19 protein-coding genes are annotated in these 21080 nt (G+C 72.1%); 8 read left to right on the top strand and 11 right to left on the bottom strand.

The window, feature by feature from the left end; genetic code table 11:
• Nucleotides 1-86: 86 nt before the first annotated feature.
• On the bottom strand, nucleotides 87-1040 hold the full coding sequence (locus tag ABZ848_RS04975; RefSeq protein ID WP_360825399.1) for a methionyl-tRNA formyltransferase: 954 nt from the start codon (nucleotides 1038-1040) through the stop codon (nucleotides 87-89).
• Nucleotides 1041-1123: 83 nt separating this feature from the next.
• Between ABZ848_RS04975 and ABZ848_RS04980 the strand changes: the two genes are divergently transcribed.
• Nucleotides 1124-2449, top strand: a complete 1326-nt coding sequence (locus tag ABZ848_RS04980; RefSeq protein WP_360825401.1) for a SidA/IucD/PvdA family monooxygenase — start codon at nucleotides 1124-1126, stop codon at nucleotides 2447-2449.
• Between the two features lie 62 nt (nucleotides 2450-2511).
• Here ABZ848_RS04980 and ABZ848_RS04985 read toward each other — a convergent pair whose 3' ends face one another.
• From ABZ848_RS04985 to ABZ848_RS05005, 5 genes are all read right to left on the bottom strand, one after another.
• Entirely contained in the window at nucleotides 2512-4362 is a 1851-nt protein-coding gene (locus ABZ848_RS04985) for an isochorismatase family protein (protein ID WP_360825404.1), read from the bottom strand.
• Between the two features lie 163 nt (nucleotides 4363-4525).
• The gene (locus ABZ848_RS04990; protein ID WP_360825407.1) at nucleotides 4526-5989 is read right to left on the bottom strand and encodes an amidohydrolase; all 1464 of its coding nucleotides are present in this window, start codon (nucleotides 5987-5989) and stop codon (nucleotides 4526-4528) included.
• 82 nt (nucleotides 5990-6071) lie between these two features.
• Nucleotides 6072-6725 (bottom strand): hypothetical protein, encoded by a 654-nt coding sequence (locus ABZ848_RS04995; protein WP_360825410.1) that lies wholly within the window; start codon nucleotides 6723-6725, stop codon nucleotides 6072-6074.
• 129 nt (nucleotides 6726-6854) lie between these two features.
• Entirely contained in the window at nucleotides 6855-8693 is a 1839-nt protein-coding gene (locus tag ABZ848_RS05000; RefSeq protein ID WP_360825413.1) for a glycoside hydrolase family 15 protein, read from the bottom strand.
• A 140-nt stretch (nucleotides 8694-8833) separates the two neighbouring features.
• Entirely contained in the window at nucleotides 8834-9613 is a 780-nt protein-coding gene (locus tag ABZ848_RS05005) for a DeoR/GlpR family DNA-binding transcription regulator (protein WP_360825416.1), read from the bottom strand.
• Between the two features lie 135 nt (nucleotides 9614-9748).
• Here ABZ848_RS05005 and ABZ848_RS05010 point away from each other — a divergent pair, with 135 nt between their 5' ends.
• Nucleotides 9749-10630 carry an SIS domain-containing protein gene (locus ABZ848_RS05010; RefSeq protein ID WP_360825419.1) on the top strand — a complete coding sequence of 294 codons (882 nt, stop codon included), beginning with the start codon at nucleotides 9749-9751 and terminating at the stop codon, nucleotides 10628-10630.
• 46 nt (nucleotides 10631-10676) lie between these two features.
• Entirely contained in the window at nucleotides 10677-11555 is an 879-nt protein-coding gene (locus ABZ848_RS05015) for a class II fructose-bisphosphate aldolase (RefSeq protein WP_360825422.1), read from the top strand.
• Here the strand turns inward: ABZ848_RS05015 and ABZ848_RS05020 are convergent, their stop codons facing one another.
• Complete coding sequence (locus tag ABZ848_RS05020; RefSeq protein WP_360825822.1) at nucleotides 11556-12689, bottom strand: methyltransferase; 1134 nt, start codon at nucleotides 12687-12689, stop codon at nucleotides 11556-11558.
• Nucleotides 12690-12873: 184 nt separating this feature from the next.
• On the opposite strand from ABZ848_RS05020, the gene ABZ848_RS05025 reads away from it, so the two are divergent.
• A complete protein-coding gene (locus tag ABZ848_RS05025) occupies nucleotides 12874-14112 on the top strand; it encodes an ROK family protein (RefSeq protein WP_360825425.1) in 1239 nt (412 codons plus the stop codon).
• Between the two features lie 229 nt (nucleotides 14113-14341).
• On the opposite strand, the gene ABZ848_RS05030 is transcribed toward ABZ848_RS05025, so the two are convergent.
• Nucleotides 14342-15784 (bottom strand): PLP-dependent aminotransferase family protein, encoded by a 1443-nt coding sequence (locus ABZ848_RS05030; protein WP_360825428.1) that lies wholly within the window; start codon nucleotides 15782-15784, stop codon nucleotides 14342-14344.
• Nucleotides 15785-15882: 98 nt separating this feature from the next.
• Between ABZ848_RS05030 and ABZ848_RS05035 the strand changes: the two genes are divergently transcribed.
• Both ABZ848_RS05035 and ABZ848_RS05040 read left to right on the top strand, forming a co-directional pair.
• Entirely contained in the window at nucleotides 15883-16104 is a 222-nt protein-coding gene (locus ABZ848_RS05035) for a hypothetical protein (protein WP_360825431.1), read from the top strand.
• A 10-nt stretch (nucleotides 16105-16114) separates the two neighbouring features.
• The gene (locus ABZ848_RS05040) at nucleotides 16115-16570 is read left to right on the top strand and encodes an RpiB/LacA/LacB family sugar-phosphate isomerase (protein WP_360825434.1); all 456 of its coding nucleotides are present in this window, start codon (nucleotides 16115-16117) and stop codon (nucleotides 16568-16570) included.
• Between the two features lie 16 nt (nucleotides 16571-16586).
• On the opposite strand, the gene ilvY is transcribed toward ABZ848_RS05040, so the two are convergent.
• Nucleotides 16587-17435: an HTH-type transcriptional activator IlvY gene (ilvY, locus tag ABZ848_RS05045; RefSeq protein ID WP_360825437.1), complete on the bottom strand. Its 849-nt coding sequence runs from the start codon at nucleotides 17433-17435 to the stop codon at nucleotides 16587-16589.
• 88 nt (nucleotides 17436-17523) lie between these two features.
• Between ilvY and ABZ848_RS05050 the strand changes: the two genes are divergently transcribed.
• Together ABZ848_RS05050 and ABZ848_RS05055 are read left to right on the top strand one after the other, a co-directional pair.
• Nucleotides 17524-18993, top strand: a complete 1470-nt coding sequence (locus ABZ848_RS05050; RefSeq protein ID WP_360825440.1) for a ketol-acid reductoisomerase — start codon at nucleotides 17524-17526, stop codon at nucleotides 18991-18993.
• Between the two features lie 51 nt (nucleotides 18994-19044).
• Complete coding sequence (locus ABZ848_RS05055) at nucleotides 19045-19572, top strand: SMI1/KNR4 family protein (RefSeq protein ID WP_360825443.1); 528 nt, start codon at nucleotides 19045-19047, stop codon at nucleotides 19570-19572.
• A gap of 12 nt (nucleotides 19573-19584) precedes the next feature.
• Here ABZ848_RS05055 and ABZ848_RS05060 read toward each other — a convergent pair whose 3' ends face one another.
• Both ABZ848_RS05060 and ABZ848_RS05065 read right to left on the bottom strand, forming a co-directional pair.
• Nucleotides 19585-20493, bottom strand: a complete 909-nt coding sequence (locus tag ABZ848_RS05060; RefSeq protein ID WP_360825446.1) for a phosphotriesterase — start codon at nucleotides 20491-20493, stop codon at nucleotides 19585-19587.
• Nucleotides 20490-21074 (bottom strand): DUF4865 family protein, encoded by a 585-nt coding sequence (locus ABZ848_RS05065; RefSeq protein ID WP_360825449.1) that lies wholly within the window; start codon nucleotides 21072-21074, stop codon nucleotides 20490-20492. Before ABZ848_RS05065 ends, ABZ848_RS05060 begins: the two co-directional genes overlap by 4 nt.
• Between the last annotated feature and the right edge of the window lie 6 nt (nucleotides 21075-21080).

Below are 21080 nucleotides of genomic sequence, written 5' to 3' on the forward strand. Positions count from 1 at the left end.
GCAGCGGTGACGTGTCCTCAGATCCTCGCGGGCATACGGCTGTTGGGGCGCCCCGGTCCCGGAGCGCCCCTCGCCGCGGTCACCGCTCAGGGTCGGGAGGTGAGGTAACCCCCCATTGTCCGGAAGTAGTCCGTGGCGGCCAGCTCGATGCCGTCCTCGGTGCGTACGCGCCTGACCAGCAGCCCGGGGTGGTGGCCGGTGTGCGCCTCGGGGCCCGCCACGACGACCACGCCGTCGCCCTCGGGGATGAAGATCCGGCCGGGCGTGCCGCCGTAACGCCCCTGCGACACGGCCGCCGACACGATCCTGATGCGTTCCCCGCGATGGAAGGCGTAGGCGTTCGGATACGGGTCCGACTGCGCGCGGACCAGCCGCTCCAGCCGTTCGGCCGGCCAGGTCCAGTCGATGCGGCTGTCTTCAAGTGAGCGCTTGTGGAAGAAGCTTGCCCGGCTGCGGTCCTGCGGCTGCCACTGGCCGGTGTCCTTGCCGGCGGCGATCAGGTCGAGCGACTCGCGCACGATGGGGGTGATGAGGTCGACGGTCCGGTGGAACAGGTCGGTCGCGGTGTCGGCGGGGCCGACCGCGACCGAGCGCTGCATCAGGATGTCGCCGGCGTCGAGCTCGCCGTTCATGCGGTGCGCGGTGACGCCGACGCGCGCCTCGCCGTTGATGAGCGCCCAGATGATGGGGGAGAACCCCGCGTAGGACGGCAGCAGTGAGTCGTGGACGTTGAGCGTGCCGTGCGGGGGCAGGCCGAAGATTTCCGGCGGCAGCCAGGTGCGCCAGTTGTTGGCGACGATGATGTCCGGGCGGGCGGCGCGGAGTTCGCCGAGCAGCTCGGGGTCGTCGGGGCGGTTGCGCAGCAGGACGGGCACGTCGTGCTTCTCGGCGAGTTCGGCGACGCTGTCGTCCCAGATCTTCTCGTAGGCATGGTCGCTCTTCGGATGGGTGACCACGAGGACGACCTCGTGATCGGAGTCCAGCAGGGCCTGCAGGGTGCGGTGGCCCCAGGTCTGGTAGCCGAACATGGCGACGCGCATGCGGTTCTCCCGTCCAACGACTCCATTGCAAGGTTAGGCTAACCTTATCTAACATGTGGCTGCCTGAGGGAGGCGATGCCACGGTGAAGTCACCGCTCAACGGATCTGACACCACCTACGACGTCCTCGGAATCGGTTTCGGACCGTCAAATCTCGCGCTGGCCATAGCGATTGACGAACACAACGCGGGGCTTCCGCCAGGAGAACGGCTCAACGCCCTGTTCCTGGAACGCCAGTCGGGCTTCGGCTGGCACCGGGGCATGCTGATCGACGACGCGACCATGCAGGTGTCCTTTCTCAAGGACCTCGTCACCCTGCGTGATCCGTCCAGCGACTTCAGCTTCCTGTGCTTCCTGCGCGAGCGCGGCCGCCTGATCGACTTCCTGAACCAGAAGACGCTCTTCCCGCTGCGCCTGGAGTTCCACGAGTACTTCGAGTGGGCGGCCGAGCGGGTACGGCACCTGGTGGCGTACGACCATGTCGTCGTCGCCGTCGAGCCGGTGCGCGACGAGTCGGGCGCCGTCGCCCACTTCGACGTGGTCTGCCGGGACCCGGAGCGCCCCGGCCGCACGGTGACCTACCGGGCCCGGAACATCAGCGTGGCGGTCGGCCTGGAACCGCATGTGCCGCCCGGTGTCGAGCTCTCCGAACGCATCTGGCACAACAGCCAGTTACTGCCTCGGGTCACCGAACTCGCCGCCGAGGGAACGCCGGTGAAACGTGCCGTCGTCCTGGGCGCGGGGCAGAGCGCGGCCGAGACGGTCGACTATCTGCACCGCTCCTTCCCGGAGGCCGAGGTCTGCGCGGTCTTCGCCAAGTACGGCTACACGCCCGCGGACGACAGCCCGTTCGCCAACCGCATCTTCGACCCCGAGGCCGTCGACACCTACTTCGTCGCGCCCTCCGAGGTGAAACAGTCCCTCTTCGACTACCACCGCTCCACCAACTACTCCGTGGTCGACATGGAGTTGATCGAGGCCCTGTACGCGACCTCGTACCAGGAGAAGGTGGCCGGCCGGGAGCGGCTGCGCTTCCTCAACGTCTCCCGCATCCGGGACGTCCTCACCCATGACGACGGCTCGCTCGACATCGCGGTGGAGTATCTGCCGACGGGGGAGCAACAGGTGCTGCGGGCCGACGTCCTGGTGCACGCGACCGGGTACCGGCCCCGGGACCTCACCGCGCTGCTCGGTGAGGCGGCCAAGATCTGTCTGCGCGACGACGAGGACGCGCTGCGGGTCAGCCGCGACCACCGGGTGGAGACCGCCCCCGACGTCAGCGCCGGCATCTATCTGCAGGGCGGCACCGAACACACCCATGGCCTGACCTCGACACTTCTGTCGACCACGGCGATCCGCGCGGGGGAGATCCACCGCTCCCTGGTCGCCCGCCGGGTGACGTCCGTCTGAGCCCGAGCGGGGGACGGCTGCCGCCGTGGCAGCCGTCCCTCGCTTCGTGCTCGGCGGTCGTTTCAGACCGCCTCGGCCGTCGAGTGGTCCGCTCCGAACACCGTCACCACCCGGTCAGTCGCCGTCACCGCGCCGCAGGTGTCCGCGACCCACTCCAGCGCGAACTCGTGGCCTCCGGCCGACAGATCGGCCACGGCGTCGGCGACCACGAAGGCCTCCAGGTCCTGGGCCCAGGCGTCGCCCGCGGTCATCAGCACCGCGGCTCTGGCGTACAGCCCGAGGATCACCACCTGGTCGCGCTCCAACTCCCGCAGCCGGCCGTCGAGTCGGGTGCGGGCGAAGGCGCTGTACTTCCGGGCGGTCAGCACCGTGTCCCCGGCCCGCGGCTGGGCCTGCGCCACGAACGCCTCGCCCTCCGCGCCGGCCGACGCACCGGACAGCCGGGCGTACGGCACCGGTCCACGCCCGGCGGCCAGCCGTTCGCCGGCCGGCACCGAGTGGATGACGGGCACCCCGGCCTCCCGGGCCGCGGCGACCAACCGCCGTGCGTTCGCGAGGAGTTCGGTGACCGGGGCGGACTCCTGCTCCAGCGCCCGTACGAAACGGTTCTGGAGGTTGAGGACCAGCAGGGCCGCCCGGGCCGGGTCCAGGGTCCAGCCCGTCTGGTCGGCGGGCAGCATCGCGGGGGTCGGCATGACGTACGGGAACATCGGAGGCGTCATCTCGGTGTGCCCTTCGTGTGGATGCGGACGGGGCGGCCGACTGCGCGGGGCGGGGACACGGCGGGCGAGCCGTGCCGTCGCCCCGGCCGTGCCGACGGCCGGCTGCGGATCGCGCTCGACGACGAGGTGACCGGCCTCGGTCACCCGGGCGATCGCGCCGGTGCGGTGGAATCCGTCGGCGGTGAAGAAGCCGGCGTCGTGCTCGGGGGAGCGCCAGTACCCGGAGACGGTGGACGGACCGCGTACCAGCAGATGCCCGCTCGCGCCGGCGGGCAGCGCACGGCCCTCGTCGTCGACGACCCGCAGCTCGTCCTCGGCCGACATCGCACGCCCCTGCGTGGTCACGGCCGCCTCCGGACCGTCGTCCGGGCGGGTCCAGGAGACCAGCCCCTGGACCGTGCCGAAGACCTGTACCAGCGAGCAGCCCAGCGCGGGCCGCACCCGCCGGGCCACCCGCTCGTCGAAGGCGCCGCCGCCCACCACCAGCGTGCGCAGACTGCCGAGTTCGTACGCGGTGACGGCCGCCGCCTCGGTCCACCGCACGGCGAGCCGCGGCGACAGCGCGGTATGCGTGACGCGCTCGCTCGCGATGATGCCGAAAGCCTTGTCGGTTCCGCCGTCGGGGCTGAGCACCACTTGCCCGCCGGCCTGTAGGACGGCCAGCCAGTCGAGCAACCCCGGTACACCGACGGGCAGTTCGGGCTGGGCCGCCAGATGGACGGTGTCCTCGTCGGCTCCCTGGACCACCGCCCGTTCCCGCACCGAACGCAGCAGACCGGCGTGATCGAGCGGCACCAGCCGGGGCAACCCGACCCCGTCACCGGCCAGTTGGAGCAGGGCGAGGTCCTCGGACCCCGCCTCCTCCTCGACGAAGACGTCGACGGCCCGCACCGCCGAGTCGCGCACGCCGGGCTGCACCAGGACGGGCACGGCACCGACCCTGATCAGGCCGAAGAGCTGCCGGAAGAGGTCCGGGCAGCCCGGCAGCCGGACGACCACCCGATCGCCGTACCGGATCCCCTGCGCGTGCAGCCGCGCCGCGCACCGGTCCACGCGCTCGTCCAGTTCGCCGTACGTCCACGCCTTCCGGCCGCCCGTGAAGTCGACGAGGGCCACCCGCCCGGGATGCCGCTCCGCGCGCTCGCGCAGCATGTCGTCGAGCGTGGTGTGCCGGGATGCGTCGCTTCCCACAGGTCGGTCCCCTCGCAGTCACGGAGCCCGGGACATACGGGGACTGTCGGTGCTGGGGCGGCGAGTGGCACGACTCGCCCACGGCACGGCCTCCCGATCGGGCGCACTGCTTAGGTTAGCCTCACCTAACCGTTGTTGTCGCCTCGGTTGACCATGAACCGCGTCAGTACGGACCGTGGGTCCAGCGCCCGCCGAGCAGCGTGGCGTGCACCGGCATCTCCCGCAGCGTGTGGGCGTCCGCCTCCAGCGGGTCCACGTCCACGATCACCAGATCGGCCGGCTCGCCGACCCGGATCGCCGTGCGTCCGCGGGCCGATGCCGCGAGTGCGGACGCGACCGTGAGCCGCTGCTCCGGATGCCAGGCCGGCCGCCCGTCGCTCGTGCGGTGCACGGCTGCGGCGATGCCGAGCCAGGGGTCGAGCGGCGAGACGGGGGCGTCCGAGCCGAACTCCAGCCGGGCACCCGCCGCCAGCAGATCGGCGTACGCGAAGGCCCGTCCCGTCCGCCCGGCCCAGTGCCGGTCCGCCACGTCCCGGTCGTCGGTGGCATGCGCGGGCTGCACCCCCGCCGTCACCCCCAGCTCCGCGAACCGCGGCACATCGGCGGCCGTCAGCAGCTGCGCGTGCTCGATCCGGCCCCGGCAGCGGAGCGCGGCGAACGCGTCGAGAGCGAGGGTGTTGGCCCGGTCGCCGATCGCGTGCACGGCGGGTTCGATGCCGTTCTCGACGGCACGCCGCATCAGCCGGACCAGTTCCTCGTACGGCGTCTCCTCGATGCCGTAGGCCTCCTGGCTGCCCTCGAGCCCGGGGTAGGGGTCGCAGCACAGGGCGGTGCGGGTGTTGAGGGAGCCGTCCGTGAAGAGCTTGAGCGGGCCGACCTGCAGCAGCCCGCCGGTGCCGGGCAGGACGTCGCCGGTCCGGTGCCCGAGGCCGATCGCCCCCTCCAAGTGCCGTGGATACACGGCCGCTTGGACCCGCACGGGCAGCGGTGAACTCGCCGCGCGCCGACTCCAGTCGGCGATGTTGTCCGAGAAATGGAAGTCGATGACACCCGTCACTCCCCGTGCGGCCGCGTCCCGGCAGGCCTCCGCGACCCAGCGGTCGAGGACCTCGACGGACACCTCAGGCAGCGCCTGCATGGCCTCGAAGCACTCGTGCTCCCGCAGCAGCCCGGTCTCGTGTCCACGGCGGCCTATCAGCGCCAGACCCGCCGAGTTGAGCCACGCGGCATGCAGATCGGCGCTGATCAGCGCGACCGGCCGGTCCGGGCACACCGCGTCCAGCAGCGCCTTGTCGGGTATGTCGGGCCACAGGCCGTCCCGGAAGCCCTGGCCCAGCAGCACCTCGCCCGCGGGCAGACCGGCCGCGTGCTTCCGTACGGCCTCGGCGACCGCCCGGGCCGAGTCCAGGCCGGCCAGATCCACCCGGTGACGGTTGCCGGCCCACTGCGCGGCATGCACATGGGCGTCCCACAGACCCGGCAGCACGGTACGCCCGTCCAGGTCGAGCGCGGGCCCGCCGAGCTCCTCCTCCGTCACGGCGACGACCTTGCCGTCGGCGACCCGCACACTGCCCAACGGCCCGCCCGCGCCCAGTCGTACACGGGTGAGCGTCAGCGTGCTCGTCATCAGGGCTCCAGTCGTGAAGTCGCGTGCGGCCGGGCGGGACAGCCGATCGCCGCCCCGCCCGCTTGGTGATCCGTTTCCGAGACTACGCGGCGATCGAGGTGCGAAGGCGCGTGGAGCTTCGGTAGGTGGAGATGCCCACGGCCAGCAGCCAGTAGCTCAGGATCGCCCCCATGAGGGCCGTGGTGCCCCAGCCGTTCGCCGCGTAGAAGTGCGCGGGCGTGTTGCCGAAGAACAGGGACGGCACGAAGGCCAGGTTGATCGCGGCGAGGACGTAGGCCGAGCGGCCGATCCAGCGCGGCAGCAGACCGGTGCGTGAGACGACGAGGCCGAGCGTGGCCAGGAACAACCCCAGCATCAGGCGGGAGATCGAACCGTAGAGGATGTACGTGCCGTTGACCGTGATGGTCGGATCGATCGGATGGTCGGTGGCGATGACCGCGCCGGCCTCCAGTCCCATGGAGACCAGGGTGACCGTCGCGTAGACCAGCCCCGTGGCGAAGGCCAGCGAACCAGCCCACTCGTAGTCGGGACGGGCGCGCCGCACCAGTTCACGGAAGGCCGTCACGAACACCACCAGGCAGGCGAGCGCGACGATCCCGAACAGCAGCCGGGCGAGCACGTTCGCGTCCGGCGGTGAGCCCGAGTAGACGAAGTACAGGGGCACTTCGACGATGAGCGCGGCAGCGGTGGCGATACCGGCGGCGCCCGTCAGCCGCCTGGCGAAGGTCTCGTTCATGGGTGTTCCCCCGAGTCCGTGAGATGGATTCCGCGTCGGCGCGCTTGCCGACGTCATGAATCCTTCCGGTCACGGGGCCCGCCGTCGCTGGGCCTGAGGACCGGATCCACGGTGTTCCCAGCACCACCCTCAGCCCAGGGCCTTGTCCAGGTTGAAGGCCGCGCTGATGAGCGCCAGATGCGTGAACGCCTGCGGGAAATTGCCCTGTTGCTCGCCGGTGTGGCTGATCTCCTCGGCGTACAGGCCAAGATGGTTGGCGTACGTGAGCATCTTCTCGAAGGCGAGCCGTGCCTCGTCGATGCGGCCGGCGTGCACCATGGCCTCGACGTACCAGAACGAGCAGATGGAGAAGGTGCCTTCGTCACCGCGCAGTCCGTCGGGGCTGGCCATCGGGTCGTAGCGGTAGACCAGGGAGTCGGACACCAGGTCGTGGGTGAGCGCGTCGAGCGTGGACAGCCACTTCGGGTCGGTCGGCGCGATGAACTTCGTCAGCGGCATCATCAGGACCGCCGCGTCCAGTACGTCGTCGTCCTCGTGCTGGACGAAGGCCTGCCGGGACTCGGACCAGCCCTGCTTCATGATCCGCCGGTAGATGGTGTCCCGGCAGTCGCGCCAGCGGAGCAGATCGGCGGGCAGGCCGCGCCGGTTGGCCATGCGGATGGCGCGCTCGATCGCCACCCAGCACATCAGCCGTGAGTAGAGGAACTTCTTGCGGCCGCCGCGGGTCTCCCAGATCCCCTCGTCGGGCTGGTCCCAGTTCTCGCACACCCACTCCACCAGCGCGCACACGTCGTCCCACTGGTCGCTGGAGATGGGCTTGGCCCACTTGTCGTAGAGGTAGATCGAGTCGATGAGCGCGCCGTAGATGTCGAGTTGGAGCTGCTCGGCGGCCGCGTTGCCGATCCGCACCGGCGCCGAGCCCATGTGCCCCTCGAAATGGTCGAGTTCGAGCTCCGCGAGGTCGGTGCGGCCGTCGATGCCGTACATGATCTGCAGGGGTCCGGAGGGCTTGCCGTCGCCCGGACTGATGTGCCGGGTCACGAACTTCATGAATGCCTCGGCCTCTTCGGTGAAGCCGAGCCGCAGCAGCGCGTAGACGCAGAAGGCCGCGTCGCGCACCCACACGTACCGGTAGTCCCAGTTGCGCTCGCCGCCGAGCTGCTCGGGCAGGCTGGTGGTGGGGGCGGCGACGATCGCACCCGTGGGCGCGTAGGTGAGCAGCTTCAAAGTGAGGGCCGAGCGGTGCACCATCTCCCGCCAGCGGCCACGGTACTTGGAGGCGGACAGCCAGCGGCGCCAGTACGCGACCGTGGTGGCGAGCTGCTCCTCGGCCTCGATCTTCGCGCACCGGCGCGGCTCCACGTCCCCGCCGACCTGGTCGAGCGCGAACACCGCCGTCTCGCCCTCGGAGAGCTTGAAGTCGGCCCGCACGTCCGGCCCTTCGGCCTCCAGCGGCACGGTCGCCGTGAGCGCGAGGGCGAGTTCGTCGGTCCGGAAGACCGCCACCTCGCCGGCCATGCGGACGGTGTGCGGCCGGGTGCCGTAGTCGAAGCGAGGGGCCACCCGGGTACGGAACGGGATGGAGCCGCGTACACACACCACGCGCCGGATCAGCCGGTGCCGCTCGGCCTCCACGGCGCCGCCGTTGACGGGCATGAAGTCCTGCACCTCGCCGACGCCGTCCTCGGTGAAGAAGCGGGTGATCAGGACGTTGGTGTCGGGGAAGTAGAACTGCTTGGTCTTCGCCGGTACGGCCGCCGCCAGCTCGAAGGATCCGCCGCGCTCGGCGTCCAGGATCGAGGCGAAGACGCTGGGCGCGTCGAAGGCCGGGCAGCAGTACCAGTCGATGGTGCCGTCCGTGCCGACCAGGGCGACGCTGCGGAGATCGCCGATGAGCCCGTGCTCGGCGATCGGCAGATAACGGGGAGCGGCTCCCGGGACGCCCTCGTCGCTCGCTTCAGTGCCCATCACAGCCTCCCTGCCCCGACCCGCATCCCGCTCCCAGACTAGGCGGGATCACCTTCACGGGCGCGGGGATCACGACAGCCGACCCGCACTGTGTCAGACCGACGAGGACTCGGGATCCGGCCGTTCGGGTCGAGACCGTGTCAGACCGCGAGGACCTGGATCCCCGCCTCCTCGAACCGGCGCACCGCCTCCGCGCTCGCCGCCGTGTCCGTCACCAGCGTGTCCACCGCTTCCGCACCGCAGATCCGCGCGAACGCCCGCTGTCCCAGCTTGCTGGAGTCGGCCGCCACGACCACCCGCTCGGCGCGCTCGCACAGCAGCCGGTTGATCGCGGCCTCCGCCTCGTCGTGCGCGGCGGCACCGTGCTCGGCGTCGAAGGCGACCACGCCGAGCACCGCCACGTCGATCGTGATCTGCCCGAGCACCCCGTCCGCGAGCGGCCCGATGAGCTCGTACGACTGCGGACGCGCGACCCCGCCGGTCACCACGATCTTGAACTGGGGCCGCACGGCGAGCTCGTTGGCGATGTTGAGCGCGTTCGTGACAACGGTGAGCGCGGGCGAACCGGACGTCAGATCGCTGCGCACGGCGAGCGCCCGCGCCACCTCGGTCGTGGTCGTGCCGCCGGTCAGCCCGACCGCCTCACCCGGCGCGATCAGCTCCGCGACCGCCTTCGCGATCCGCTGCTTCTCGGACGCGTGCCGGGCGGTCTTGTACCGCAGCGGCAGCTCGTACGACACCCCGTGCACGACCGCGCCGCCCCGGGTCCGCACCAGCATCTGCTGCTCCGCCAGCTGGTCGAAGTCGCGCCGGATCGTCGCGGCCGAGACCTCCAGCTCGGCGGCCGCCTCCTCGACGTCCAGCCGGCCGCGCTCCACGAGCAGCTCCAGCAGCGCCTTCCAGCGGGCGTCCCGCGACATCCGCACTCTCCGATCCTCGCCCGTGCCTCGAACTCCCGGCGACCTTAGCGCACCCCGGATGAGCTCGAATGCTTGATTGTGCTCGAAAACTCGCTATATCTTGCAAGAAAGAGCAGACCAGGGGAGGGATCCGGCATGACCCATGTCGAGGACGAGCTGATGACCCAGCCCGAGTGCTGGACCCGGGCCGCCGCCGAAGCGGCACGCCACGGCGGGGCGCTCCCGGCACCGGGGGAGCGCGTCGCGATCGTCGGATGCGGCACCTCGTACTTCATGGCCCAGTCGGCCGCCGCGCTGCGCGAGGGCGCGGGCCAGGGCGAGACGGACGCCTTCGCCGCCTCCGAGTTCCCGCACGGCCGCGCGTACGACCGCGTCGTGGCCCTCACCCGCTCCGGCACCACGACCGAAGTGCTGGAACTCCTCGGTGAGTTGAGGGGGCGCATACGCACGACCGCGGTCACCGCCGACCCGGACACACCGGTCATGAGCGCCGCGGACGACGTCGTCGTGCTCGACTTCGCCGACGAACGGTCCGTCGTGCAGACCCGGTTCGCCACCACCGCGCTCACCCTGCTCCGCGCCCACCTCGGCCTGCACACCGACGCTGTCGTGGCCGACGCCCGCAGCGCCCTGACGACCCCGCTGCCCGAAGGGCTCGTCGGCTGCACGCAGTTCACCTTCCTCGGCCGGGGCTGGACGGTGGGTCTGGCCAACGAGGCCGGACTGAAGATGCGCGAGGCCTCACTCGCCTGGACCGAGGCCTACCCGGCGATGGAGTACCGGCACGGCCCCATCAGCATCACCACCCGGGGAACGGCGACCTGGATGCTCGGTGAGGCACCCGAAGGGCTGGCCCAACAGGTCCGCGAGACCGGCGGGTTGTGGGTGCCCGGCACCCTCGACCCGCTCGCCGAGCTGGTCCGCGCCCAGCGCCTCGCGGTCGCCGTGGCCGCGGCCCGCGACCTCGACCCGGACCGCCCCCGCCACCTCACCCGCTCGGTGATCCTGGCGCCCTGACGATTCCTGACGCCGCTCAAAGCCGCATCCTCACAAGGGAGAAGCCGTGCCCCTCGTCACCACCGGCGAACTCGTCACCCGGGCCGCCGCCGCGCACTCCGCCGTCGCCTCCTTCAACATCATCACCCTGGAACACGTCGAAGCCGTCATCGCCGGCGCCGAGGCGGCCGACGCGCCCGTCGTCCTCCAAGTCAGTGAGAACGCGGTCAAGTTCCGCTACGGACGGCTGCTCCCGCTCGCCCGCGCCGCCGTCACCGCCGCCGAACGCGCCGCCGTACCCGTCGGCTTGCACCTGGACCACGTCCAGAGCGACGACCTGCTGCGCCAGACGGCCGACGCCGGTTTCAGCTCCGTCATGTACGACGCGGCCCGGCTGCCCTACGCGCAGAACCTCGCGGCGACCCGCTCCGCCGTCGACTGGGCGCACGCCCAAGGCCTGTGGATCGAGGCCGAGTTGGGCCAGGTCGGCGGCAAGACCGGCCAGCCCGCGCTGGACGCCCACGCGCCCGGCGCCCGCACCGACCCCACCGAGGCCCGCGCCTTCGTCGCCGACTCCGGAGTGGACGCCCTGGCCGTGGCCATCGGCAGCACGCACGCCATGACCACCCGCACCGCCACCCTCGACCACGACCTCCTCAAGCGCCTCGCGACGACCCTCGACGTGCCACTGGTCCTGCACGGCTCCTCCGGCGTGCCCGACGACGAACTGGCCGCGGCGGTCGCGGGCGGCATAGCCAAGGTGAACGTCGGCACGGCCCTCAACATCGCGATGACCGGCGCGATCCGCGAGTTCCTCGCCGCCCACCCCGAGGCGGTCGACTCCCGCAAGTACCTGAGCGTGGGCCGGGAGGCGATGGCCCGGGCGGTGACGGACATCATCGGGGTTCTGGGCCGGCCACTGCTCAACGGCTCCAAGCGCCCCTGATCACTTCTTGACGGCCTTCAGCACCACGAACTTCGGGTCACTGGCGACCAGTCGACTGTTGCCGAAGAGCTTGCGCAGCTTCACGTGGTAGCCGAGGTGCCGGTTGCCGATCACCCACAGCTCGCCGCCGGGGCGCAGCACCCGCTGCGCCCCGGCGAACATCCGCCACGCCGTCGCGTCCGTCGTCGCCTGGTGCGAGTGGAACGGCGGATTGTTGAGCACGAGGTCGACACTCCCGGCCGGTACGCCCGCAAGCCCGTCCCCGACCCGGAACTCGGCGTGCCCCGGCACCCCGTTCGCCTTGTACGTCGCCTCCGCCGAGGCCACGGCCTGGAACGACTCGTCCACGAACAGCACCTCGGCCCCGGGATCGCCGACCGCGACCGCCGTACCCACGACCCCGTTGCCGCACCCCAGATCCACCACCCGCCGGCCGCCACCGCCAGTCGGCAGATGCCGCAGGAAGAACCGGGTGCCGATGTCGAGCCGGTCGGCGCAGAACACCCCCGCGTGGTTGACGACCGTCCGCCCCGAGACCGCGCCGATCCCGTCGGGCAGCGTGTAGGTGTACGGCCACGGGTTGGCGGGCCGTTCCAGCGCGGGGTCCGGGGTGCAGAAGATCAGCCGGGCCTTCTTCTCGGCCAGCGAGGTGCGGGTCGGACCGAGGATCCGCTCGAAGAGGTTGAGCGTGGAGGTGTGGATCTCCTTGACCATGCCGGTGCCGACGACCATCGTCCCGGCGTGCACCGTGGGCGCCAGCCGCGACAGCTGGTCCTCCAGCAGCGCCAGGCTCTTCGGCACCCGCACCAGCAGCACGTCCACCCGCTCGGGCGGCGGGTCCTGCGTGGTCAGCAGCCCCACCGTGCCCGGCTCCACGCCGTTGCGGGCGAGGTTGGCCTTCGTCGCCTCCTGCGCCAGGAACGAGTCCGTGATCTGCACCGGCCGCCGCCCGGCCAGCGCCGTGACCAGGGCACCCCAGCGATCGCCGACGACCACCACCGTGCCGTCCAGTGGCACCTTCTCCTCGGCGAGATGCCTGAGCAGGTACTCGTCGGAGGCGTCCCAGGCGCGCAGCCGGTCGCGCGGGTCCTCGGGGAAGCGGGCCAGGGCGAGCTCGCCCCACGGCGTCGTCATACGGTCGTTCATCGTGCGTCAAGGCTAGCGGAGCCGCAGTTCAGGCCCGGTCGGGCAGGATGGGCAGCAGGAACGCAGAGCGGTTTCGCCGGCCGAACGGGGACTGTCCGGACGTACGGACAACGCGCTCCGGGTCAGCGGCCCGTAGCCCGACGTAATCGCGGATCATGGGAGACTCGCCCTCATGAGCGGCAAGGCGGACCCCCGGCCGACGGGGGAAGGGACCACCTCGAGGACGCGGCTGGACCGGGGGCGCGGAGCGCTCGGGCCCGCGTTGGAGCTCGTGCACACCGGACGGGCGCCCACCCGCGCCGTGCTCACCGCCGAACTGGGCGTGACCCGGGCGACCGCGGGCGCGGTGGCCGCCGAGCTGGAGGCACTGGGGCTGATCCGGGTCGACGCCCGGCCGGGTGCCGCCGCGGGCTCCCAGGGCAGGCCCTCCCACCGGCTGGCCGTCGCCGACGACGGGCCGGTCGTGCTCGCCGCGCAGGTGCACGCCGACGGGTTCCGCGCGGCGCTGGTCGGCCTCGGCGGCCGGATCGTCGCGACCGCGCCGGGCTGCGAGACCGTCGACGCAGACCCGGCGAAGGTCGTCGGCTCGGTCGTCGAGGCGGGCGCCGAACTGCTGCACTCGACGGGCCGCCGCTGCGTCGGCGCCGGACTCGCCGTACCGTCCGCGGTCGCCGAACCCGACGGCCTCGCCCTCAACCCCCTGCACCTGGCCTGGCCCGTGGGTGCGCCGGTCCGCCGGATCTTCGCCGAGTGCGTGCGCGCGGCCGGGATCACCGGACCCGCCTTCGCGGGCAACGACGTCAACCTCGCCGCCCTCGCCGAGCACCGGCACGGCGCCGGCCGCGGCGCCCGGGACCTGCTCTGCGTCGCGACCGGACACCGGGGCGTGGGCGGTGCGCTGGTCCTCGACGGCCGTCTGCACACGGGCAGTTCGGGCCTGGCCCTGGAGGTCGGCCACCTCACCGTCAACCCCGAGGGCCGCCCCTGCCACTGCGGCAGCCGGGGCTGCCTGGACGTCGAGGCCGACCCGCTGGCCCTCCTCACGGCGGCCGGCCGTGACCCGGGTCCGGAGATGTCCCTGCTCAAGCAGGCCGACGACCTCGTCCGCAACCACTACGACGACCCCGCGATCCGCGCCGCCACCGAGGCCCTCATCGACCGCCTCGGGCTCGGCCTGGCGGGCCTGGTCAACATCCTGAACCCCGACCGGATCATCCTCGGCGGCCTCCACCGCACCCTCCTCGAAGCCGACCCCGAGCGCCTGCGCGCCGTCGTCGCCGACCGCAGCCTGTGGGGCCAGAGCGGCGGCGTCCCCATCCTGGCCTGCACCCTCGACCACAACAGCCTGGTCGGCGCGGCGGAGTTGGCCTGGCAGCCGGTCCTCGACGATCCACTGGGGGCACTCGCCTGAGCCTCAGGCTTCCTCGCGGTGTCCGGGGCCGGCGTCCGGGGCGGAGCGTGAGCCATGGACTGGCAGTCGGTGCCGGAGCCCGTCAAACAACGGCGAGCTCCGCTGGTGCCTGTCGGACACCGGCGTCTCCGCCGACGCCTGCCGGACACCGGCCAGCTCCGTGGGAGCCTGGCTGACATCGGTGACTTCCACGGGCGTGCCGTAGACCGGCAATCTCCGCCGGCGCCCGTCAGCCACTGGCAGCCGAAGCCGGCCCCGGTGGCCGCCGGCTCTCCTCAACCGCCGCGCGGAGATGGCGTACCGCTTCGTCCACGGCATTGTCGGCGAGATTGCCGTATCCCAGAACCAGACCGTGCTCGGCGTGTTCCTCGGTGGCGTGATATCCGGCGAGGTCGGCCACCCGCAGTGACCGGCGGGCCGCGGCGGTGACCACGGCCGCGGTGTCCACCGCGTTCGGCAGCCGGAGGATGAGATGGAGGCCGGCCGCGATGCCGGAGACCGGAGCGCCGGGCAGCTGGTCGGCGAGGGCCTGGACGAGGGCGTCCCGACGTTTGCGGTAGCGCTGTCGGCAGGCCCGGAGATGACGGTCGTAACCGCCCGACTCCAGCAGCGCGGCGAACGCTAGCTGATCGACCGTCGAGGGCTGGGTCGCCGCCTGGTCGGCCCGGTGCAGGTGAGCGGTCCAGCGCGGCGGCGCCACGATCCACCCGATACCGAGCGCCGGGGACAGGATCTTGCTGAGGGACTTGAAGAGGATCACGCGGGAAGGGTCCATGCCCTGCAGCGCCGCGACCGGGCGACGGTCGTATCGGAACTCCGCGTCGTAGTCGTCCTCCAGCACCACGCCGTCCACCTGCCGAGCCCAGTGCAGCAGGGCGGCCCGCCGCTCGGGAGCGAGCACGCTGCCAAGGGGGAACTGGTGTGCGGGAGTCGCCAGTACCGCCCTGAGCCCCCGATGCCCGGCCAACTCGTCGGTACGCAGGCCACCGCTATCCACGCCGATCGGCACAGGATCCAGGCCCGCGGCCCGGATCACCTCACGCAGCCGCGTCCAGCCCGGCTCCTCACAGCCCACCGCGGTGATGCCCTCGGCGCGCAGGGCCTGACAGACCCGCCGCACTCCGTCCGTCACGCTCGTGCACACCGTCACGTCCTGCGGCGCCGTCGAGACACCGCGGGAACGGCCCAGGTACTCCGCGAGCAGTCGCCTGAGCTGGGGGTGACCGCCGGACGGGGGATAGCCGAACTCCGTGTACGCCGCCGTCGTCACCTGCGCCCGCACGGCATCGGCCCACCGACGGCGCGGGAACGCGCGCAGATCCGGCAGACCGGGTGCGAGGTCGAAACGAGCCGCGGCCTCTTGGCGGGCCGCCTGCTGCCGCCCCTCCGCCTCGGATGCGTTCGACCAGCGCACCCGCGTGCCGGAACCGGTCTGCGCCTCCAGATAGCCCTCGGCGACCAGCTGGCCGTACGCCTCGGTCACCGCCCAGCGCGAACAGCCGAGGTCGGCCGCCAGCTGCCGACTGGGCGGCAGCGCGGTGCCGACCTCGACCCGCCCCTCCCTGATCGCCGCACGCAGCGCCCGCTTCACCCGCTCGTGCAGCAGCCCCTCGCCGGATGGTCCCAGGTGCAGCAGCAGGTCGCCCGCCAGATTGGTCTGTGATTCCCGCATGCCATTGGACAGTAACAGCGAGCCATTTCTCCGTAGCTTCGAATGCGTCGTACGGCGATCCGCCGGCCGGCATCGACCAGCACATGGAGGAGACCGTCATGACTCTCGTCGGGCGCTCACTGCCCGCTCAGGCCCACCCGGTGTTCCGTGCCGTGTTCGACGACTGGTACGCCAGGGCCGGCGCCCTGTCGGCGCTGCCGGACGCGCCGGTCGTCCCGGACGAGCCACGGCGACGCCGGTTGGTGATCCGCCGCGGCCGACCGGCACGGCGCGTCCGCACCGCAGAGCTCCTGGGGACGCCCGGCGCATGTGCTGAGTAAGCTCCGGGACATGCGGATCTCCGTCTCCTCCGACATGGACGAACCCGTGGCGCGCGCCCTCGTCGCGGAACTGACCGGGCGTGGCCACGAGGTCGTGACCCACGGCGCGCTGAGCCCCGGCGACGACCCGCAGTGGGCCGTGTGCTCGGAGGCCGCGGCCCGTGACGTCGTCACCGGCGCCGCCGACCAGGCAGTCGTCTGCTGCTGGACCGGCACCGGCGCGTCCATCGCCGCGAACAAGGTGCCGGGCGTACGGGCCGCCCTGTGCACCGACGCCTACACCGCTGACGGCGCCCGCCGCTGGAACGACGCCAACGTGCTCGCCCTCAGCCTGCGGCTCACCTCCGAGCCGCTGCTCAAGGAGATCCTCGACGCCTGGTTCGCGGGCGAGGCGAGCGAGGACGCGGAGGACCGGGGGAACGTGGCGCGCATCGAGCGGCTGGACCTCGGGAAAACCACCCGCTGACCACTGGGTTCCCGCGCTACTGGCACAGGCTCCACAGCGCGGCCACCAGCGGCCTCCGCAGATCCGCCCGCCGTACGCACAGCCCGATCGGGAACGGCTCTGGCGCCGGATCCGCGGGCACCACCGCCAACCGCTCGCGCACAGCGCTGTGTTCGAGTACGAGGCGGGGCACCACGCCCGTCCCGCAGCCCAGGGCGACCAGCGTCAACAGCCCCTCGTGACCGTCCGGTTCACAGGCCACCTCGGGAGTCGTGCCGCGGGCCCGGAACCAGCGGTCGGCGGCGTCGCGGACCAGTCCGCGGTGGGGGAGGACGAACGGTCCGTCGAGGCCGGGATCCGGGCGGTCCCGGGCCGTGACGAGGTCCAGCTCGGTCACCGCCACCGTCCGGCTGACCAGCGGTTCCGGCAGTCGCGCCGGGATCCCCGCCACGGCCGCGTCCACCTCGCCCTCGTCCAGCCGGGCCAGCGCGGCCGCCGCGTCACCGGTGCGCAGGTCCAGCCGCACCTGCGGATGCGCGGTGCGGAACGGGGCCAACAGGTCGGGCAGCAGCGCCTGGCAGGCCGTCACGGTGGCGAACAGGGCCAGACGGCCAGTGAGTTGGGCCGGGTCAGGGTGCTCCTCACGGTAGGCACGCCACAACTCCAGTGCCTGAACGGCGTATTCACGAAAGCGGTGCCCCTCCGCCGTCAGCGACACCCCGCGCGGCCCCCGCTCGAACAGCCGGTGCCCGAGGTCCGCCTCCAGCCGCTGCACCGTACGCGTCAGCGTCGCCGGACTGACATGGCAGTCGAGACTCGTCCGCCCGAAGTTCAGCGTCTGCGCCAGATGCAGGAAGAGCCGCAGCTCCCTCTGGTCGTCACGCACCGGCTCACCTGCCCATTTCATTTCTCGCAACAGTGCGCTGCGCAAGTTGCGCTTGCTGCAACGCTCGCCCGGAGCCTACAACTCGACCATGACCTCCACCACGTACACCTCCCGCGTCTTCTCCCTCGAAACGATGGACGTGCCCGGCGGCACCGAGACCATCCTGCGCGGCGGCCGGCACCTCTTCCCGCTGCTCCCACGGGCCTTCGCCGGGGTGCGCCGCATCGGTGTGATCGGCTGGGGCCCGCAAGGCCGTGCCCAGGCCCTCAACCTGCGCGATTCCCTCGCCGGTACGGACATCCGGGTGACCGTCGGACTGCGCCCGGGCTCCGCGTCCGCCGCCGACGCCCGCGCGAACGGCTTCACCGAGGAGGACGGCACACTCGACGACTGGCTCGCCGTCGCCGCCGACAGCGACCTGCTGATCCTGCTCATCGCGGACGCCGCACTCGCCGCCCACCACCCGGAGATCTTCGCGGTCCTTGAGCCGGGCGCGGTCATCGGCCTCTCGCACGGCTTCCTGCTCGGCCATCTCCGGGAAACGGGCGGGGAGTTCCCCGCCGGACATGGGGTGATCGCCGTCTGCCCCAAGGGCATGGGCGACTCCGTGCGGCGCCTCTACCGGCAGGGCGAGGAGGTCAACGGCGCCGGGATCAACAGCAGTTACGCCGTCCATGCCGACCCTGACGGCCGGGCCACCGACCTCGCGCTCGGCTGGTCGGTCGCGCTCGGATCGCCGTACACCTTCCGCACCACCCTCGACAGCGAGTACCTCTCGGACATCGTCGGCGAACGCGCCATCCTGCTCGGCGCCGTGCACGGCATCGTCGAGAGCCTGTACACCCGCTTCCGCGTCGCCGGCGACGACGAGATCACGGCGTACGAACGGTCCTGCGAGAACATCACCGGCCCGATCGCCCGCACCATCTCGCACGCCGGCCTGCGCGCGGTGCGCGAGGGCCTGGACCCGGACGGCCGGGACGTCTTCGACCGGGCGTACACGGCCACCTACGGGCCCGCGCGCGAGATCGTCGCCGAGATCTACGACGAGGTCGCCGACGGCACCGAGCTGCGCAGCGTGATCCTCGCCGAACGGCGCCTGGGCAGCCGCCCGATGAGCGAGATCGGCGGCTCGCCCATGTGGTCGGTCAGCGATCGCGCGCACGCCCGCCGAGCCGAACACGCCGTCCCTGTCGAGCCGTTCACGGCCGGTGTGTTCGTCGCCACCATGACCGCGCAGATCGACGAGTTCGCGGAGCGCGGCCACCCCTGGTCGGAGATCGTCAACGAGTCGGTCATCGAGGCCGTCGACTCGCTCCTGCCGTACATGCACGCCCGCAACGTCGCCTACATGGTCGACAACTGCTCCCGCACGGCCCGCCTCGGCACCCGCCGCTGGGGTCCGCGCTTCCAGGCGGCGTACGAGCAGATCGCCTACCCGGCCGCCGAACGCCCCGCCGACGAAGCCCTGTTGACGGCCTTCGACGGCCATCCCGTGCACGAGGCGCTGGCCGCGGCGGCGAAACTGCGCCCGTCCGTGGACATCTCCGTCGCCTGAGACCGGCGGCCAGGACCGGCTGTTGTCAGTGGTGGACGCTAGCCTGCCGGCATGATCGAGACGACCGGCGACGACCGCGCCTTTCCGCCCGCCCTGGCCGAGGTGGCCCGAGTGGAGTTCGAGTACGAGGAGGACGAGGGCGTCGACTTCGAGCCCTACGACGCCTTCGACTCCGCCGAGGAGACCACCGACTGGCTGCGCAACTGGACCGGCAACCACGAGCTCGACGGCGCCGCCTACCGGGTCTTCGGGCAGGACGGCACCGGCGGTCTCGCCGCGCTCTGGTTCGCCCGGCCGGGCCGGCCGCTCGCCGAGCAGCCCGTGGTGTTCCTGGGCTCGGAGGGCGAGCGCGGTGTCGTGGCCGGGAGCCTCTCCGACTTCCTGTGGGTGCTGGCGGACGGCGTGGGCCCGCTGGAGATCGTGGAGTTCGAGCAGTACGAGGGCCGCCCGAACCCGGCACTGGCCCAACTCGCCGAACGCCACGCGACCACCCCACGCCGCACCGCCCGCGAGATAGTCACCGCGGCACAGGCCGACTTCCCGACCTTCTCCGAGGACATCGACGCACTCTGCCGCTGAACCCCGCTCGCCTCACCGCCAGTCGGCGACGAATGCCCGGCCGGGGTTCTCGGTGAGGACGCGGTCCACCAACTCCTCACCCAGCTCCACCGCGAGCCGCGGGCGGACTCGCCGCAGCAGATACGGCATCCCCGGGCCGCCGTCGACCGAACGGGCCCCGGCGACCACGGTGTCGCAGCCGAGCAGCAGCCGGTGCCCGTAACCCGCCTCGGCCAGCGCCCGCACGGCGTCCGGCATCCGCCAGTCGGTGGCGTGGTTGGCCCGCGACGGACCGTCGAACGCCAGATAGGCGCCCGCCTCGGCGGCCTGCCGCTGGACCACCAGGTCGGGGGAGCGGTTGAGGTGCCCGAGCACCACCCGCCCCGGCTCCACCCCCAACCTGCCGCACAGCAGGTCGAGTACGTCGAGCGCGCCCGTGCCGAGCTCCAGGTGGACGGCGATGGTCGCGCCCGTCGCACGATGGGCCTCGGCCGCCGCCGTCATCGTCCAGCGGGCGTGCGCGTCCAGGGCGTGGAAACCGCCCGCGACCTTGATGAGCCCGGCCCGCACCCCCGACGTCCCGATGCCCTCGGTGAGCTCCGAGACGAACACCTCGGCGAGCTTGCCGCGCACCTCTTCCAGCAACTCCGTGGTGTAGTGGGCCGCTTGGTGCAGCCCGGTCGCGCAGACCAGGTGCACTCCGGCCGTCCGCGACAGCGCGGGCAGATCCGCGGCCCGCCGCCCCATGCCGTACGGCGTCCACTGCACGACACTCCCGCCGCCCACCGCACGGAACGCGGCCAGCTCCGCCCGCGCGGCCGCCGCGTCGTTCAGCTCCTGCCCGGGCAACCGCGGGCTGCGGAGGAACAGATGGTCGTGCGCGTCGCACACGCCCAGCTGCTCCGGCCGCACATCCCCCAGCACGGTACGGACCGCACTCACCACTGCCGCCCCCGCGGCAGCCGGTCCAGCCCCGGCGCGGACAGGTGCAGCACCTCGAACACGTCCCCGTCGGCCTTGGGCGCGTCGTGCTCCCAGAGCGAGAAGTGCACCAGCTCCCAGCGGCTCGTGTCCACGGCGGCCGCCGCGAGCACCGCCCCGTCCGCATCGGCCAGCCGCTCGGTCTCGCCCACCGCCCGCGCCATCACATCGGCCAACTCCTCGCCGTCCGGCACGGGTTCGCGCCGCCGCACCGCGAACCGCGCCGGTCCGCCGACGGCGCCGCCCCCCTCGTACGCCAGACCCGTCCACTGCCGTACCACCGGCCGCCCGAAGTCATTGCTGAGCCCCTGGAAGGCGCCTCCCCACAGGAACGTGTTCATGCCGTCCATGGTGTTCCAGAGGTAGAACGGCGCGTACTGGTTCACCGGCGAGCCGAACCGCCCGCGCTCGCGCAGCAGATACGACTTGATGCCGAGGCCGGCCCAGTCGTCCAGGAGGTGGCCGATGCGGGCGACGCGCTCTCGGATGATGCCGGTGTCGTAGTCGGCGGGCAGGGTCAGCTCGTACTGCATGGCGTGCATCCGATG

It is taken from the genome of Streptomyces sp. NPDC047081 (assembly GCF_040643775.1).
Taxonomy (GTDB): domain Bacteria; phylum Actinomycetota; class Actinomycetes; order Streptomycetales; family Streptomycetaceae; genus Streptomyces.